We start from the raw sequence: 15346 nt of genomic DNA on the forward strand, positions 1-15346 counted from the left end.
GTGCAAACCTTTTCGTTTGCACACTTCCTTTCATGTTATATACTTATCCATTTTATCACATATTAACTAATCTCTCGCCTTGCATTTCAATGGTTTTCCTGTATAATTAAGTACGTTGTACAAACAACACAGACCGGTTACTTTGTTTAGCGGCTCACCATCGCTTCACACAGTTTCTAGCGACATTTTAGAAAGGTGGATATAAATATGGCCCTTACACAAGAACGTAAGAACGAAATCATCAAGGCATACGCCCGCCACGAAGGCGATACAGGTTCAGCTGAAGTACAAATCGCAGTTTTGACTGCTGATATTAACGAGTTGAACACACACATGGCAGCTCACAAGCATGATTTCCACTCACAACGTGGTTTAATGAAGAAAATTGGTAGCCGTCGTAACTTGTTACGTTACCTACGTAATACTGATATTCAACGTTATCGTGAATTGATCCAACGCTTAGGTTTGCGTCGTTAATCTTAGGATTACTTGAAAACCTCGTATCAAATTTAAGGAGAAAAGATATATGCCTGTTATTGAATCAGCAATTCAACGTGTTCGTCTTGCTAAGAAGCAACACGACCGTAACGAACCACAAATCAGTGCTTACCGTACAGCCGTAAAAAAGTTTGAAAAAGCTGCAGCTGCTGGTACAGACAATTTAGCAGAATTATACAAGGCTGCTTCTTCAGCTATTGATCATGCCTACTCAAAAGGTTTAATCAAGAAGAACAAAGCTTCACGTGAAAAGTCACGTTTAGCCAAGTACGTTAAGTAATTAACCTACTTCCTTGAATATTAAAAGGACTTGGAAAATGTTTCCAAGTCCTTTTTTTAATGTTCTCCACGTTGTTTGTTGGCCTTACGTGTTGCTCTCATTTCTTGTCGTTGAGAGATACGGCGATCCATTTGGTTTTTACGCTGAATTGCGTTTTTAATTCGACGTTTGTATCCTGGTTTAACATTTTTCTTTTTCTTTTTAACCATGCCAACCATTTCGGTATCTAACTTTTTGGTAGTGGCTACACGTTGAATTCGAGCGCGACGATCCTTCACATCGACAATTTCATCACCCTTAATTTGTTTAGCATTAAATTTAATGCCTAGCGACTCTAACTCGGCAACCTCATTTTCTTCATCAGGTCCGTACAAGGTAATGGCTAATCCTGGTAGCCCATTACGTCCGGTACGTCCCACACGATGAACAAAAAATTCTAATTCGTCAGGTATATCATCGTTGATTACATGTGAAACTCCTTCAATATCAATACCACGAGCAGCAAGGTCTGTGGCAACTACGTATTGATACTCTAAGTTTTGAATCGCTTTCATGACACGTCGGCGTTCACGGGGTTCAATATCTCCATGTATTTCAGCAACTTTCAGCCCGCGACCACGTAAAGAACTTGAAATTTCTTTTGCTCGGTCTTTAGTGTTGGCAAATACCAATGCCAAATAAGGATTCCCAATTGTTAAAACTTGGTAAATGATATCATTTTTTTCCTTAGATTTAGTAGCTAATAACCAATTATCAATGGTATCTGCAATAACGGTTGATACTGGAATCGCTTCAAAATGCGGATGGTCTAAATATTTTTTTAAAAATGGCTTCAATTTTTCAGGCATTGTTGCACTAAATATTAGTGTTTGTAGTTCTTCTGGCATTGCACCCGCAATAAAGTCGACTTCACTCAAGAAGCCCATATCTAATGTCATATCGGCTTCATCAACAACTAGCGTATGAACAGCATTTAACTTCAAAGCACCAGACTCAACCAAATCTTTAATTCTACCTGGCGTTCCTATAACTATTTGAGGTTGTTGTTTTTCTAATTGCTTAATTTGACGTTGCTTATCTGTTCCACCAACAAATTCAGAAATAGAAATATCTGTATGTAATTGAACAGCTAATTCTTTTGTCGCTTTGGTAATTTGCGAAGCTAATTCACGTGATGGTGTTGTAATAACTGCTTGCACATATTTTTTATTTAGTTCCAATTGATTTAAAATTGGAATTAAAAATGTATGCGTTTTACCTGAGCCAGTTTGTGACTGTCCAACTACATCACGCCCTTGTAGTACATCCGGAATTAATTTCAATTGCACCGGTGTTGGTTCATAAAAACCAATAGCACTCAAAGCAGTAACTATTTCTTTTTTTAAATTAAATTGTCCAAATTGGTTTGCTTTTTCAGCCATCAATCTTCCTTTTCTGTATCTTGCTTTGCGATTAATTGGTTATCAATCACAGAGATGAGTTGATTAATATCATTTTCATCTTGTGCCCAAGCTCCTGAAGCCATCGGATGTCCACCGCCCTCAAATTGATTCGCAATCTTATTAATTGGAATTGTTCGAGAACGTAATCTCACGCGGTAGTTTCCTTCGTCTTGTTCTTCAAAAATAGCCCATGCTTTGACGCGATCAATTTTTGATGGCAGTGGAACAACGAAAGCTGTACCATCATCTTTCAAGTCAAATTCTTGCAACAATTCCTTTGTCAAAATGACATAAGCAAATCCCGATGCTAAAATTTTTACGTTTTGCAAAACATATCCCGATAGCTTTGCAGCACTTTCCGAAATAGTCGACATTTCGTGGTGAATTTTCTGATAATCAAAATCATACTTAAACAATTCTGACACAACGCGAAAGGTTTCAGAATCATCACTATACATAAAACGCCCAGTATCTCCTATGATACCGATATATAGTAATCTGGCTGCCTCCTTTGTCATAACTAGCCCCTGATCTTTCAGCTTTTCATAAAACTCAAAAATCATAGTGCTTGTAGCAGAATGGCTATCTTTCACCCATTGCCAATCGCCATATGGCTCATCATTTGGATGATGATCTATTTTGACAACCTCTAATCCATCTGGCCAACGCTGATCATCAATACGGGGCGCATTAGCAGTGTCAGTAACAATAACAAGCGCCTTGTTATAAACAGCGTCAGGTACCGTGTCCATAAATGTTTCGTATTCATTTATCCAAGACAACCCAGCAACTTCTTTACCAACAGCATAAATTTTTTTCTCTGGAAAACTTGACTTTAAAATTTCTTTTAAACCAAGCTGTGAACCAAATGCGTCGGGATCAGGACGCTGATGTCGATGAATAATAATTGTATCATATCGTTTGATTTGTTCTAATATTTGTTCTTCAATTGTTGCCATGTTTATACTTTCTAATTATCATTTTATATTATTGTATCATTAAAAGAGGGTTATTTCTTCAAAACCACTAGATTGTAAATTACTAAACGATAATCCAAGCAAACGAATTGAAAATGGCGCGTCAATATTTTCATCAAATATCGATTGAGCGATTGAAATCAGTATGTGTTTATCCAATTTAAATGGTTCATTTTGCGTAACAGAACGTGTTATTGTATTAAATTCACTATCTCTAATTTTAATATTAAGCGTACGTCCAACAAAACTACGTTTACTCATAGCCAAGATAACTTTGGTAACTAATTTTTCAAACTCTAAATTTATCTCTTGTGTTGTTTGTAAAAATCGATCAAAAGTTTCTTCTTTACCCACCGATTGCCTTTGTCGTTGCCATTTCACTTCACCAAAATGAACACCTCTGGCTTGCCAATATAAATGCTCACCCATTTTACCAAACTGAGCTCTTAACGCTTCTTGTGACATCCTTCTTAATTGCTCACCATTTGTAATACCCAACACTTTGAATTTTTCTTGTGTTTTTTTCCCAACTCCTCGAAATGAAGCAATTGGCAATATGGACAAAAACTCTAAAACATTATCTTCTGTAATTACAGTAACACCATTTGGTTTATTAAATTCGGAGGCTAACTTAGCTAACAACTTATTATAAGAAATCCCAACGGAACTAGTTAGGTGGATTTCTTTTAAAATTTGATGGCGCAACTTAGCTGCTAATGTTGCGCCAGACAATACACTTTCAGTCAAATCAAGATAAGCTTCATCAAACGCAACTGGTTCAATTTTATTAGTATATTGGTGAAAAATTTGGTGAATTTGATTTGAAATCATTTGGTACTTTTGGAAATTAGGTTTCATAAACACACCATTTGGTGCCAGTTGTTTAGCTTCTGCTGCACTCATAGCTGAATGTACACCCAACTGTCTCGCAGCATAATTTGCTGTTGCAACTACACCACGCCCATTTGATTCTGAAGGATCTCTCGAAATAATTAATGGCACATGACGTAATTTCGGATTATCACGTATTTCGATTTGCGCATAAAAAGCATCTAAATCTATATGAAGTATTTTTCGGTTGTCAGACGTGATAAGGAATTCTGCCATAATCTGATTCTATCACAAGAACATTTGTTCTTGTTAATTATTGAAAATTTTCTACAATAAAGCGTTCAAATAATAACTCAGGATCTTGAGAAGTGGATTTCAATCGTCTTTCAATATCTATCATCCCCAAATAGCCTGTTCGTACGAATTGCGGAGGATAATTTCGCAATGCTTGTTTTGCGAGTTTGACGCGATACGGATGCACATTAAGTTGCTTTCCTATGTCTTGATCATTGCCGTTTAAGCCTGCTACCTGTAAAAGCAATCTAAATTGATTGGTTAAAACAGCATTTAATCTCAAAGGCACTTCCCCATTTTGTAATAGTTCGTGATACAGAGTCAGAGCTACTTGTGTCTTTTTTTTGATAACTGTATCCACAAGATCAAATGCATTGGCTGCTAATGTTTTTGGTACAAGATCAACAACAGCATCAAACGTTATTTTTTTACTCTCTGCAGCATAAGTGATTAATTTAATGAGCTCATTCTTCATATCGGTATACTGAGCATTAGTGCGCTGTGTTAATTCGTTTAGTGCTGATGGCTCAATCAAATAGTTTCGTTGCATTAATTGCTGCATAATAGCCTGTTGTGCTTGGCGTTCATTCAGTGCTGGTAAAGAAACATGTTCAGCTACTTTGAGTAGTTCTTTAGTGACTTTCTTCCTTTTATCTAATTTTAAATCATTCACAAAAAAAACAACTATGTTTTTTAGTAATGGTTGCTCAAGTATCTTTAATACAAGCTCTTGCTCGTGATCATTTATTTTTCCAGTGGCCGTTAAAAACAGTGGATTAGTTATAACGACGACTCGTCTATCACCAAAAAAAGGTACTGACATGGCATCGTCAATCATCACATCTATATTTTGATTTTCTAAATCAATTTGAGAATAATTCATTTCTCTATCAGCTTGATCAATTAACTCTTGAAACATTACTTTTGCTTGATGTAAAAGTGTTTCTTCTTCCCCTGCTACAACATAAATATTTGCCATAGCATTATTTTCAATTTGTTGTTGCAGCTGCTTTAGATTCATTAGAATTTTTCACCTTAAATTGACCGTTAAACTTCGAGTATTCATAGCTAATCATACCATGGATTTGCGTATTAAAAACGGTCATTTGATTATTTTGCGCAATGACCAATGTTTCTTTATTGGGATGATTATAACGATTATTTCTCCCAGCCGATACTATACCAAATTTAGGTTGCCATTTGTCGATTACTTCAGGATTTGTTGAGCTTTTTGAGCCATGATGTCCAAATTTTAAAATATCCACATGTATATCCGGATAAGCATTCGCAATTGACTGCTCACCTGTTTGATCTAAATCACCAGCTGTAAAAATATTTTTGCCTCCTAAACGACCAAAAAGGGCGATTGAATCCTCATTTTTAGCTTGCCCGCTTTTAAAAGGATGAACAATTTGAAATGGAAAATTTTTTACTTTTACCTGATTAGTTACTTCAATAATTTTTGTTTTCCTAATATATGGCTTAATCTCTTTTTTAAACACAGATTCGTTCACCATACCCGCAGGAATAATAAGCTGTTTAACCTTCATTCTATTCAAAATAATTTTTGCATCCCCAACATGATCTTGATCGCGGTGCGTTAATACTAAATTATCAATACGATAAACACCTCGACTATGTAAATAATGTACAATGATAGTCTCTCCACGCGTGCGATTAAATCTCGATTTTTTCCACGTCTGTTGCTGACCAAACTCAACTTGACCACCCGTATCAATTAATGTAATGGTTTTGTTAAATCGTTCTCGAACTAACGCTGCATCTCCTTGCCCAATATCAAATGTTGCATATTCCCCTTGGAAAGGAAAATGCGTCCAAATCATGGCAATCACCAAAAAAGCCCACCACAATAATTTTGAATAATATTTAATTTTTTTTTCACGCACAAAAATCCCTATAGCTAAAACAAAAAGTACGACAGATAGTAGACAAGGTACTTTACCAATAACAATATTCCCTGGCAATGTTGCACATAGATCCACAAAACTAGCAAAACTATGAATAATATTGTTGGTTATTTCAGATAAAAATGAAAAAGACTGACCAAAATATCCTATCATGACTAAGGGTACAATTACTATCCCAAAGACAGGAATTGCTGCAAAGTTAACAAATGTTTGTAAAATATGCCAAGTATATTGTTGCTGAATAATTAGCGGAAAACTAACCAAACTCATCAATAAATTACTTTGCCAAAACGTTAACTGCTTGGCGAAACACAAACAAAATGTCAAAGCAAACGACAATTGCCCTCCTAAAGTCAGTAAAATTTGTGGTGTAAAAAGCAAACTAGCTAACAAACTCAAAGCCCAAATACTTTGTGATTTCATTTTTTTGTTAGTAAGATCTTGTATCAAAAGTAATTCGCCTGCTATAACAGAACGAATTAACACATCTGGCTCTCCTGCAAATATAAAATATACAATCAACGTTATACCCAATACTACAATTGTATACTCTTTCGGAAACCACAATTTTCTGGCCAATGCCATCAACATAGACATTAAAAATGTTACGTGAAAACCAGATACACTAAATAAATGAATTAATCCTAATGTCTGTACTCCTGGATTATCTTCATATAAAGACTGTGGTGTCGTTCCCAAAATCAATGCTTGTGCATATTCATTAAGTGGAGATGGTAACCGTTCGGCACTCTGTATACCAACACTGTGCCACTCATGCAATTGATATCTCATTTTTTGAAGTGGAGCCGATGAATTAACAATTGTCGTTTGCCACTCATTAATGTTAGCTTGATGAGTGATAGATTTTGTTAAATAAAATTTTTGCGCGTCAAATTGATTAAAATTCGTCGCCTTTTGTATGTGAATTAACTGAGCATTCGCTTGAAAGTGAATGACTTTATTATTGTTTTCCCACTCATTTTTCGTATATTTATCAGGTATCGTCCAGTAAAGTTTAACTTTTTGGTGATCATCTAATTGTGCAACAGCTTTCAAACTGTCACCATCTATTTGAATGTCATCTGGAAAAATTATGCCGGCTATTTTTTGGTGATTATCTTCTGGTTGAGCAACTTGCTTGTGTAAATGATATGCATGACAATTAAAATAAATGATAAATGGTAATGTTAAAACGCACAATTTCAACAAAAAAATAATGTCTTTTTGCCATAAACATAATGAGATTATGCTTAAAAAAATAAACCACGTGATAAAGCATGGGTTATAAACAATTCCTGTGATGCTACCAGCCAATAAACTTGCAAACATTAAAAAACGTGCCATATTAAATTGTTACTTTATCTTTCAACTTTTCAAATCTTTTTTCACCAATACCTGATACTTCTTTGATTTCTTCAATGGACTTAAAACCACCACGTTCCTCACGATAATCAATAATTTGTTCTGCTTTTTTTGCACCAATACCATCTAATGTCTGCAATTCAGTTAAGCTAGCTGTGTTTAAATTCACCATTACATCACTCGTCTTAGCAATGGATGATGCATTGTTATTCGATGAAATAGGCGCACTTTGCTCACCTTTTAATGGTATATAGATAACTTGTCCATCAGTTAATTTTTGTGCTAAATTAACTTGATTCATATCTGCATTATCTAACACACCGCCTGCTTGCGTGATAGCAGTCTGTACTCGAGCCTTATCGGTAACATTATATACACCTGGATTTTTGACGGCCCCTTTAACATCTACTATAATAACCATCGATGAAGTGGACGCCACATAGTGTGAACTAGCACTACTACTCCCCAATGAAACCGAAGATATCGAAGAAGGCACTGTCTCCTTCGTAGAATGTGAAGTTAAATAACAAACAAAAATCCCTAAGATAACAAGCCCCATTAATAACCAAACTTTATAATCATAAATTTTTTCTTTTGCTTTTTCAAATATAGCTAACATGTTTTCCCTCTAGTGTTATTTTACGAAAACCAAAAGAAAAAAGCTTACCATTATTGGTGAGCTTTATTTCGTACTGTCAGTTGTTTTAATAATTTTTCCTGTTTGTAAATAATTGACTGCGTCATCAAATGTCTGCACAGGTATAACCTTCATGTTAGGTGCATATTTTTTCGCTGTATCGCGAGCTAACATATAATTTGTCTTATGTTGCTCTTCATACTTAAGCAATTCCTTACTAGGTTTTACATATGGAGCAAAAAACACGGTTGATCCTGACGCTTTAGCCGCCATGATCTTTTTGTCTATACCACCAATCTCACCTACATAGCCGTCTGCACTCATTGTTCCGGTACCAGCAATATTGCGACCTTGAGATAACTTATCTCCCGTCAATTGGTCGTAAATTTGTATTGTAAACATTAATCCACCCGAAGGCCCACCAATTTGACCAGGATCAACAGTAACTTTTGGTGTTGTCGTCACTGCAACATTATCTGTCAATACAATACCTATTCCTGCACGGCCATTAGGATATTCAGCTGTCTTGGTACCAGCAAGTTTAATCGTATCTCCTATTGCCTGACCTGCCTTCCCATCACGAGTGTAGTTAACAGTAACTTTTGTTCCTTTTGTTTTATTTGCCAAATATTTAATGAAATTATCTGAATTTTCATAATGATGACCATCAATTGCTGTAATTGTATCGCCAACTTTGATACTCTTTTTAAAATGAGATTTAGCAGAAACGCTTAATACGTAAATACCACGATATTTTGTGGTAATCCCTTTGTTCGCTTTTTTAAAAGCAACTTGCTCAGCATTGGCAATAGCACTTTGCATATAAAAATCTTGTACTTTGCTAAATGTTGCTGAACTTTGTCCTCCTGTAACTTCATCCGCCGTTGCATAGGATAAATGGGGATTAATCTTGGTTTGTAAATACTTAAAGCCATTAGCCTGTGATAAATAAACTGATGTTATTCGATATTGTCCTTTGGACGTATCTTTTTTACCGTCAATTTTGACAAATGACGCCAAATCATCGGCTTCACCAGGTGCTTCAATATAACCGTTCAACGGCCACACACCACCAACAATACCAATCAGTACTAGTAGGGAAACTGTAGCAATAATTATTTTATTTTTTTTGCGCATTCAGCCTCTCCTTTAATGCTTCGACAACAATTGCAGGAACAAACCGTGCCATATTCTCAGCACCCATACTGCCAATTTCTTTAACCATAGAGCTAGAAATATTCTGATTCTCTGGTTTTGCGAGCAGTAAGACAGTTTCAACGTCCGCTAGTGCACTATTCATGCCTGCTATATCACGTTCGTATTCAAAATCCTTACCATTTCTAAGGCCACGAACAATATATTTAGCCCCTATATCAGCCATGAACTGAACAGTTAGGCCTTTCATAATAGCTACTTCTACGTTAGGCAAATTTTTTACAGCAATATTGATCAATTCAATTTTTTCTTGTGGTGTGAATAAGGCTGCTTTGCTAGTATTATTACCAACTCCCACAATAACTTTTTCAAATATCTCGCTAGCTCGTTTAATAATATCTAAATGTCCATTGGTCAATGGATCAAAACTACCTGGAAATACTGCAATACTCATAATTTAACCCTCATATTGATATATCGTAACAACTGTAATTCCATAATGTTTCTGTTGAATCATCGAAAAGTTATCACTTTCACTTGGCAAATTAGCTTCATCATTGCTTTCAGCTAAAATAATAGCTCCTTTGTTCAACAAACCATTATCTACCATAAAGGCCATATCTACAGCAATTGTTTCTTTAGCATATGGTGGATCTAAAAATACTAAATCAAAGTGTTGATTAGCAACTTTCAAGTGCGTTAAAGCTTGTTGTGCTGGTGATTTTAAAATAGTAAATTCATCAGCATGATGTGTTTTATCAATATTTTCTTGAATGATTTTAATAGCCTGAAACTGACGATCAACCAAAGTAGCATGATCCATTCCTCTTGAAACAGCTTCTATACTTAAACCGCCTGTTCCGGCATATAAATCAAGTACACGTCCACCATTCAAGTACGGCATCAGCATACTAAACATTGCTTCTTTAACTTTATCGGTTGTTGGCCTCGTTTTATCACCGTTGACAGCTTCAAGGCGTGTTCCACGAAATCTTCCTGATATTACCCGCATAATTTAACCATGAATATACAAACAATTAGTTTGTATTTCCTCCTTCATCATAATTTTCAAAGAAAACATCATCATGTAAGTTATCTAAGTCAGGATTAATTTCCGGACGTGGAGACATGACAACTTTTTTAACAAATTTATATTGCTTTAATTTATCAATTAATTGTGGCGCATTTTCATCATTGATGTATAAGGTGACAAACATCATCTTGCGAGAAACATAAGTAATTTGTCCAAACTTTTTGAGTTGTTGTGTATGTTTCATATGATTAATATACACATATAATGCTCGCCTTGGCTGTATCTGAAATGTCATTTATAATCCTTTCTAGCTACAGTGTCATTAGGGTGAATTACAGGAGATTTCTTTTGTTTGGCGGCAATATTTAATGTTAATCCAATTGCAGCACTAAAAGCTATGTAAGATGACCCACCGCCTGAAATAAATGGAAAAACGACTCCTGTAATGGGTAAAACACCAATGACACCACCAAGATTAACAAAAGCTTGTGTGAACAATAATGTCGCTACACCATACATAATTAAACGCTGGTATTGACTCTTTTGACGAATACCCAAAATAATCAAACGAGTGATAATAACTAATAACAACACCAAAACAATCATCGTAACAATAGCACCCAACTCTTCTGTCATCACGGCCATAATAAAATCAGTATTTGACTCTGGTAAATATGGCTTAATTAAAGAATTACCTAATCCAACACCAAATAACCCACCGTGAGCAATAGCATAATAACCATAAAGTAGTTGCCGACTTTGATCTGGATCTGCCCATGGGTTAACAAAGTTAATTAATCGTAATATACCATAGTGCTTACTGCCAGTTAAATGAAATAATTGGTCAACTAAATTAATAATGGGCTGAAGAAGGCCAAAACCTATACCCGCTATTGAAAACCATATTACTGTCACTTTCTTGGAAACACCAGCCGCTAAAATAATTGTAAAAACAATGATAGCAGCAATAATCATATTCCCATTATCAGGCATAATAAACAGCAAAAATAACGATGTCATAGGTAAGAACCATGCACTAACTTGACTAATTGATTGCCGAGATATTTTAATCCCTGGTTGCCAAGGGTGCTCAGCAAAAAAATCAGCGAAATAAAATATTAGTACTAGTTTCAAAAATTCAGCTGGTTGTAAAGTAATAATTCCCAACGGAATCCACCCATGAGCGCCATTAACAGCTGGCATTATTCGAGCAATAACTAATAGCGTAATAATACCAAACATCATTATTTTTATCCATTTTTCATTTCGCCAATTGCTGATGTTAAAATGAAAAAGCGCAAACGCACCTAACCAACCAATGAACACAAATAGTAATTGCTTATAAAAATTTAACATTGCTGAACTAGTTAAACTTGCCGAAAAAACCATGACCACCCCTAACGCGCTGAGTATGGCAAATGGTACTGCAATCCAATAATCTAATTTTCTAATTTTCTTAAACATTAATCGCCCATAATTGTTTTAAAATTGGTATCATCTAAACTTTTTGTGATAGCTACAATAAAGGCTTTAGTCGCCTCAAAGTCTTTAATAGACCACATTGTCTGATGCGTATGGATATACCGTGAAGCAACTCCCAACGCCACAGACGGTACACCATATAACTCAGTTTGGGCTGCTGCAGCGTCAGTTCCGCCCTTTGATACAAAGTACTGATAAGGTATATGATTATCTTCTGCTACAGACAATAAGAATTCTTTTAAACGCAGAGGCATAACAACTGTAGGATCAAAGACTCTAAGAAGCGTTCCTTGATCCAAATTCCCTTGATGATCTGAACCTCCTGCAGTATCATCTGCTGCACTAGAATCCACAGCAAAAAAAATATCTGGTTTCATAAGGTTTACAGCTCCATGTGCACCACGTAGCCCAACTTCTTCTTGGACATTTGCACCCATTATTAAAGTATTTGGCGTCTGAATATTTTTTAATTCCTCTAATACGTCTAACAAAGTAACCAGACCAAAACGATTATCCCAAGCTTTAGAAATGACGCGTTTTTGATTAACAGTCATGACCGTTTCAACTTGTGGCACAATAAAGTCCCCAGGACGCACACCAAAAGACAGCGCCTCCTTCTTATCAACAAAACCAGCATCAAATAAAATATCATCGATAATGGGCAGTTGTGGTTCTTTGTTACCACCTCTCAATAAATGTGGTGAAACAGAGCTAGATATAATTGGATATTGGTCCTGACTCGTAAATAAGGTAAACCGTTGTGAACTAATCACGGCAGGATTCCATCCCCCTAATGCAGCTACTTGAAGTGCGCCACTAGCTTGAATGTTCTTGACAATAAAACCGACTTCATCCATATGCGCAGCAAACATAATTCTTGGTCCATGACCTTCTTTTAAACCGAAAAGACCACCAAGACCTTCTTGATATATCGTATCAACCAATGGTTCTAAATCCGAACGGAAAGATTGACGAACATTATGTTCTTGCCCAGAAGTACCCTGTAATTCTGTATACTTCTTTATTCGCGCCCATGTTTTATCATTCATTTTAAATAAATCCTTTCACTGAATTTTTGATTGTATTCATATAAAATTGGTTCCCCATTATCAATTTCTAAGCCATCAATATCTTCATCACTAATACTTTCCAAATGCTTAACTAGCGCTCTTAATGAACTACCATGCGCTACCACTAAAACATTCTTTCCTTGCTTTAGTTTCGGTAATATTTCTGAAGACCAGTAAGGAATAAGTCGTTCACTTGCCATTTTCAAACTTTCCCCTCGTGGTTCTAATCCTTCAGGGTAACGATTATCTGATTCAAGATGACTCAAAAGTGGCGGAACAGCGATATAACTTCGACGCCATAAGGCCACTTTATCAACACCGTAGTATTCACGCGCATAATCTTTATTTAAACCACGTAACGCACCATAATGTCTTTCATTGAGTTGCCAGGCTTTATATAATGGTACCCACAACTGTCCTAACTCTTCTAATATAATATTGTCAGTGATTATCGCGCGCTTTAAAAAGGAAGTAAATGATACATCAAATTGCATGTGATGCCATCTTAAAATTTCTCCAACACAGTGTGCTTGTTTAATACCTCTTGACGTGAGTGGAACATCCGTCCAACCAGTAAATTCATTGTCACGGTTTGCTGTTGACTCTCCGTGGCGAACTAAAACAAGTTTAGCAGCCATATATCTAACTCCTTTTTATGCTCTTTCTATTATATCGTTTCAGCCCTTTTAAAGCTACGTAATTAGCGTTTAAGCCATTCCCTACCGATTATTTTGAAACATAATATCACTTGATTATATCATTTATTTGATAAACAATTAGTTATGCTTTTCGATGGAATATTACAAACCGTCAGTGGTTATCTGTTCTTCTGTTGCACATGTTTTCCTTAAAAATAATTTATCAAACAAAAGTATAGTCAATTAACAAGTATTCGTTTAAAATATATATTCAGGACATTTTTAAATATTATTGGAGAGAATATGCGTGATTTAACTCAGGGAACGCCCGCAAAACAAATTTTATTTTTTACGATCCCACTAGTTATTGGTAACCTTTTTCAACAACTATACAATTTTTCTGATACGTTGATTGTTGGACAAACACTTGGTGTAAAGTCATTAGCAGCTGTCGGTGCAACTGGTTCTATTATGTTTTTAGTTATTGGTTTCGTACAGGGATTTACTGCTGGACTATCCATTATTACCGCGCAGCGTTATGGTGCGCGCGATATAGCTGGTGTACGTAAGAGCATGGCTACAACGATTATAGTATCAACCATTGTTACTATTGTTGTCACTATTGTGAGTTTCCTTTTGATTTATCCATTATTAAAAATAATGCAAACACCAGTCGATATTTTAAATCAGGCTTTTACATTTATTAGCATTATATTAGCTGGTATTTTTGCAACAATGGGTTATAATGTCACAGCTAACGCACTTCGTGCGGTTGGTGATTCTCGTTCCCCTTTAATTTATTTAGTTATTGGCATGTTCGTCAATATTGCATTGGAATTATGGTTGATTTTAGGTCTTCATTTTGGTGTTGCTGGAGCTGCAATTGCAACTGTTTTAGCACAATTGCTCTCTACAATTTTAAGTTTTTGGCATATTTACAAATTTGTACCTCAACTCCAAGTTCACCGTGACGATTTAAAATGGGATACCAAAGATATCAGAATTCATCTAAATGCCGGTTTACCTATGGGTTTTCAAAGTTCAATTATTGCCATTGGTGCATTAGTATTGCAAGGAGCACTCAATACATTAGGAACCGATGCTGTAGCGGCAACCACTGCAGCACAAAGAATAGACCAAGTAGCTACATTACCAATGATGTCATTTGGTATTACCATGGCAACCTTTGCAGCACAAAACTTTGGCGCAAAGCAATACAGTCGTATTTTAGTAGGTGTTAAACACGCTTTAATGATGAGTATGGGCTTTGGCCTTTTCATGGGTATTTTAGAAATTATCTTTGGTCATATTGCCGTTTCATTATTTGTTGGTGCTGATCAACACCAAGTATTAGCGCTTTCGCAACAATATTTCTGGGCTAATGGTGCCTTTTATTATATATTATCAGCATTATTTATCATTCGATATGTTTTACAAGGTCTTAACGACTCCAAAACACCTACATTCGCCGGTATTGCTGAACTTATTATGCGTACTGTAGCAGCGCTTACTCTTGTTGGTCCATTTGGATTTTTTGGTGCGAGTCTAGCAAATATGTTAGCCTGGACGGGATCAGTCTTAGTCATGATCCCTGCTTACCTCAAAGTTATTCAAATGCTTAAAGAAAAGCATCTTTCAATAAATTCCGAACAATGATTGTTGTTCATTCGAATATTAAGCGCTTTCACTATTTTTTTTCAAACATTGTTCATATTGTCA

16 protein-coding genes are annotated in these 15346 nt (G+C 35.7%); 3 read left to right on the plus strand and 13 right to left on the minus strand.

What is annotated here, in order from left to right:
* Positions 1 to 207: 207 nt before the first annotated feature.
* The gene (rpsO, locus tag ESZ47_RS08950; RefSeq protein WP_011680241.1) at positions 208 to 477 is read left to right on the plus strand and encodes a 30S ribosomal protein S15; all 270 of its coding nucleotides are present in this window, start codon (positions 208 to 210) and stop codon (positions 475 to 477) included.
* A gap of 49 nt (positions 478 to 526) precedes the next feature.
* A complete protein-coding gene (gene rpsT, locus ESZ47_RS08955) occupies positions 527 to 778 on the plus strand; it encodes a 30S ribosomal protein S20 (RefSeq protein WP_148606641.1) in 252 nt (83 codons plus the stop codon).
* A gap of 56 nt (positions 779 to 834) precedes the next feature.
* Here rpsT and ESZ47_RS08960 read toward each other — a convergent pair whose 3' ends face one another.
* The 13 genes from ESZ47_RS08960 to ESZ47_RS09020 form a co-directional block, all read right to left on the minus strand.
* Entirely contained in the window at positions 835 to 2199 is a 1365-nt protein-coding gene (locus ESZ47_RS08960; RefSeq protein WP_148606642.1) for a DEAD/DEAH box helicase, read from the minus strand.
* The gene (locus ESZ47_RS08965) at positions 2199 to 3179 is read right to left on the minus strand and encodes a DHH family phosphoesterase (protein WP_148606643.1); all 981 of its coding nucleotides are present in this window, start codon (positions 3177 to 3179) and stop codon (positions 2199 to 2201) included. The genes ESZ47_RS08960 and ESZ47_RS08965 overlap by 1 nt, the downstream gene beginning before the upstream one ends.
* Positions 3180 to 3218: 39 nt before the next feature.
* Positions 3219 to 4304: a DNA polymerase IV gene (dinB, locus tag ESZ47_RS08970; RefSeq protein ID WP_148606644.1), complete on the minus strand. Its 1086-nt coding sequence runs from the start codon at positions 4302 to 4304 to the stop codon at positions 3219 to 3221.
* Positions 4305 to 4341: 37 nt separating this feature from the next.
* Positions 4342 to 5343 (minus strand): DNA polymerase III subunit delta, encoded by a 1002-nt coding sequence (gene holA / locus ESZ47_RS08975; protein ID WP_148606645.1) that lies wholly within the window; start codon positions 5341 to 5343, stop codon positions 4342 to 4344.
* Positions 5312 to 7594 carry a DNA internalization-related competence protein ComEC/Rec2 gene (locus ESZ47_RS08980; protein ID WP_148606646.1) on the minus strand — a complete coding sequence of 761 codons (2283 nt, stop codon included), beginning with the start codon at positions 7592 to 7594 and terminating at the stop codon, positions 5312 to 5314. The genes holA and ESZ47_RS08980 overlap by 32 nt, the downstream gene beginning before the upstream one ends.
* A gap of 1 nt (position 7595) precedes the next feature.
* Positions 7596 to 8231 carry a helix-hairpin-helix domain-containing protein gene (locus ESZ47_RS08985; RefSeq protein WP_148606647.1) on the minus strand — a complete coding sequence of 212 codons (636 nt, stop codon included), beginning with the start codon at positions 8229 to 8231 and terminating at the stop codon, positions 7596 to 7598.
* A 63-nt stretch (positions 8232 to 8294) separates the two neighbouring features.
* Complete coding sequence (locus tag ESZ47_RS08990; protein ID WP_148606648.1) at positions 8295 to 9386, minus strand: SepM family pheromone-processing serine protease; 1092 nt, start codon at positions 9384 to 9386, stop codon at positions 8295 to 8297.
* Positions 9370 to 9858 (minus strand): pantetheine-phosphate adenylyltransferase, encoded by a 489-nt coding sequence (gene coaD, locus ESZ47_RS08995; protein WP_148606649.1) that lies wholly within the window; start codon positions 9856 to 9858, stop codon positions 9370 to 9372. Before coaD ends, ESZ47_RS08990 begins: the two co-directional genes overlap by 17 nt.
* 3 nt (positions 9859 to 9861) lie before the next feature.
* Positions 9862 to 10416, minus strand: coding sequence for a 16S rRNA (guanine(966)-N(2))-methyltransferase RsmD (gene rsmD / locus ESZ47_RS09000; RefSeq protein WP_148606650.1), 555 nt, complete (start codon positions 10414 to 10416; stop codon positions 9862 to 9864).
* Positions 10417 to 10441: 25 nt separating this feature from the next.
* Positions 10442 to 10732: a YlbG family protein gene (locus ESZ47_RS09005; RefSeq protein WP_148606651.1), complete on the minus strand. Its 291-nt coding sequence runs from the start codon at positions 10730 to 10732 to the stop codon at positions 10442 to 10444.
* On the minus strand, positions 10729 to 11901 hold the full coding sequence (locus ESZ47_RS09010) for an FtsW/RodA/SpoVE family cell cycle protein (protein ID WP_148606652.1): 1173 nt from the start codon (positions 11899 to 11901) through the stop codon (positions 10729 to 10731). The genes ESZ47_RS09005 and ESZ47_RS09010 overlap by 4 nt, the downstream gene beginning before the upstream one ends.
* Positions 11901 to 12968 carry a glutamyl aminopeptidase gene (gene pepA / locus ESZ47_RS09015; RefSeq protein WP_148606653.1) on the minus strand — a complete coding sequence of 356 codons (1068 nt, stop codon included), beginning with the start codon at positions 12966 to 12968 and terminating at the stop codon, positions 11901 to 11903. Before pepA ends, ESZ47_RS09010 begins: the two co-directional genes overlap by 1 nt.
* Complete coding sequence (locus ESZ47_RS09020) at positions 12965 to 13627, minus strand: 2,3-bisphosphoglycerate-dependent phosphoglycerate mutase (RefSeq protein ID WP_148606654.1); 663 nt, start codon at positions 13625 to 13627, stop codon at positions 12965 to 12967. The genes pepA and ESZ47_RS09020 overlap by 4 nt, the downstream gene beginning before the upstream one ends.
* 303 nt (positions 13628 to 13930) lie before the next feature.
* Between ESZ47_RS09020 and ESZ47_RS09025 the strand changes: the two genes are divergently transcribed.
* The gene (locus ESZ47_RS09025) at positions 13931 to 15283 is read left to right on the plus strand and encodes an MATE family efflux transporter (RefSeq protein WP_148606655.1); all 1353 of its coding nucleotides are present in this window, start codon (positions 13931 to 13933) and stop codon (positions 15281 to 15283) included.
* The last annotated feature ends 63 nt before the right edge of the window (positions 15284 to 15346 follow it).

This window comes from Leuconostoc litchii, from assembly GCF_008107645.1.
GTDB lineage: Bacteria > Bacillota > Bacilli > Lactobacillales > Lactobacillaceae > Leuconostoc > Leuconostoc litchii.

What these genes read in the sequence shown, in the direction of transcription:
- dinB (WP_148606644.1), bottom strand. Translation starts at nt 4,304, where the DNA reads ATGGCAGAATTCCTTATCACGTCTGACAACCGAAAAATACTTCATATA.
- rpsT (WP_148606641.1), top strand. Translation starts at nt 527, where the DNA reads ATGCCTGTTATTGAATCAGCAATTCAACGTGTTCGTCTTGCTAAGAAG.
- ESZ47_RS08985 (WP_148606647.1), bottom strand. Translation starts at nt 8,231, where the DNA reads ATGTTAGCTATATTTGAAAAAGCAAAAGAAAAAATTTATGATTATAAA.
- ESZ47_RS09010 (WP_148606652.1), bottom strand. Translation starts at nt 11,901, where the DNA reads ATGTTTAAGAAAATTAGAAAATTAGATTATTGGATTGCAGTACCATTT.
- pepA (WP_148606653.1), bottom strand. Translation starts at nt 12,968, where the DNA reads ATGAATGATAAAACATGGGCGCGAATAAAGAAGTATACAGAATTACAG.
- ESZ47_RS08990 (WP_148606648.1), bottom strand. Translation starts at nt 9,386, where the DNA reads ATGCGCAAAAAAAATAAAATAATTATTGCTACAGTTTCCCTACTAGTA.
- coaD (WP_148606649.1), bottom strand. Translation starts at nt 9,858, where the DNA reads ATGAGTATTGCAGTATTTCCAGGTAGTTTTGATCCATTGACCAATGGA.
- rsmD (WP_148606650.1), bottom strand. Translation starts at nt 10,416, where the DNA reads ATGCGGGTAATATCAGGAAGATTTCGTGGAACACGCCTTGAAGCTGTC.
- holA (WP_148606645.1), bottom strand. Translation starts at nt 5,343, where the DNA reads ATGAATCTAAAGCAGCTGCAACAACAAATTGAAAATAATGCTATGGCA.
- rpsO (WP_011680241.1), top strand. Translation starts at nt 208, where the DNA reads ATGGCCCTTACACAAGAACGTAAGAACGAAATCATCAAGGCATACGCC.
- ESZ47_RS08980 (WP_148606646.1), bottom strand. Translation starts at nt 7,594, where the DNA reads ATGGCACGTTTTTTAATGTTTGCAAGTTTATTGGCTGGTAGCATCACA.
- ESZ47_RS09025 (WP_148606655.1), top strand. Translation starts at nt 13,931, where the DNA reads ATGCGTGATTTAACTCAGGGAACGCCCGCAAAACAAATTTTATTTTTT.
- ESZ47_RS09020 (WP_148606654.1), bottom strand. Translation starts at nt 13,627, where the DNA reads ATGGCTGCTAAACTTGTTTTAGTTCGCCACGGAGAGTCAACAGCAAAC.
- ESZ47_RS08965 (WP_148606643.1), bottom strand. Translation starts at nt 3,179, where the DNA reads ATGGCAACAATTGAAGAACAAATATTAGAACAAATCAAACGATATGAT.
- ESZ47_RS09005 (WP_148606651.1), bottom strand. Translation starts at nt 10,732, where the DNA reads ATGACATTTCAGATACAGCCAAGGCGAGCATTATATGTGTATATTAAT.
- ESZ47_RS08960 (WP_148606642.1), bottom strand. Translation starts at nt 2,199, where the DNA reads ATGGCTGAAAAAGCAAACCAATTTGGACAATTTAATTTAAAAAAAGAA.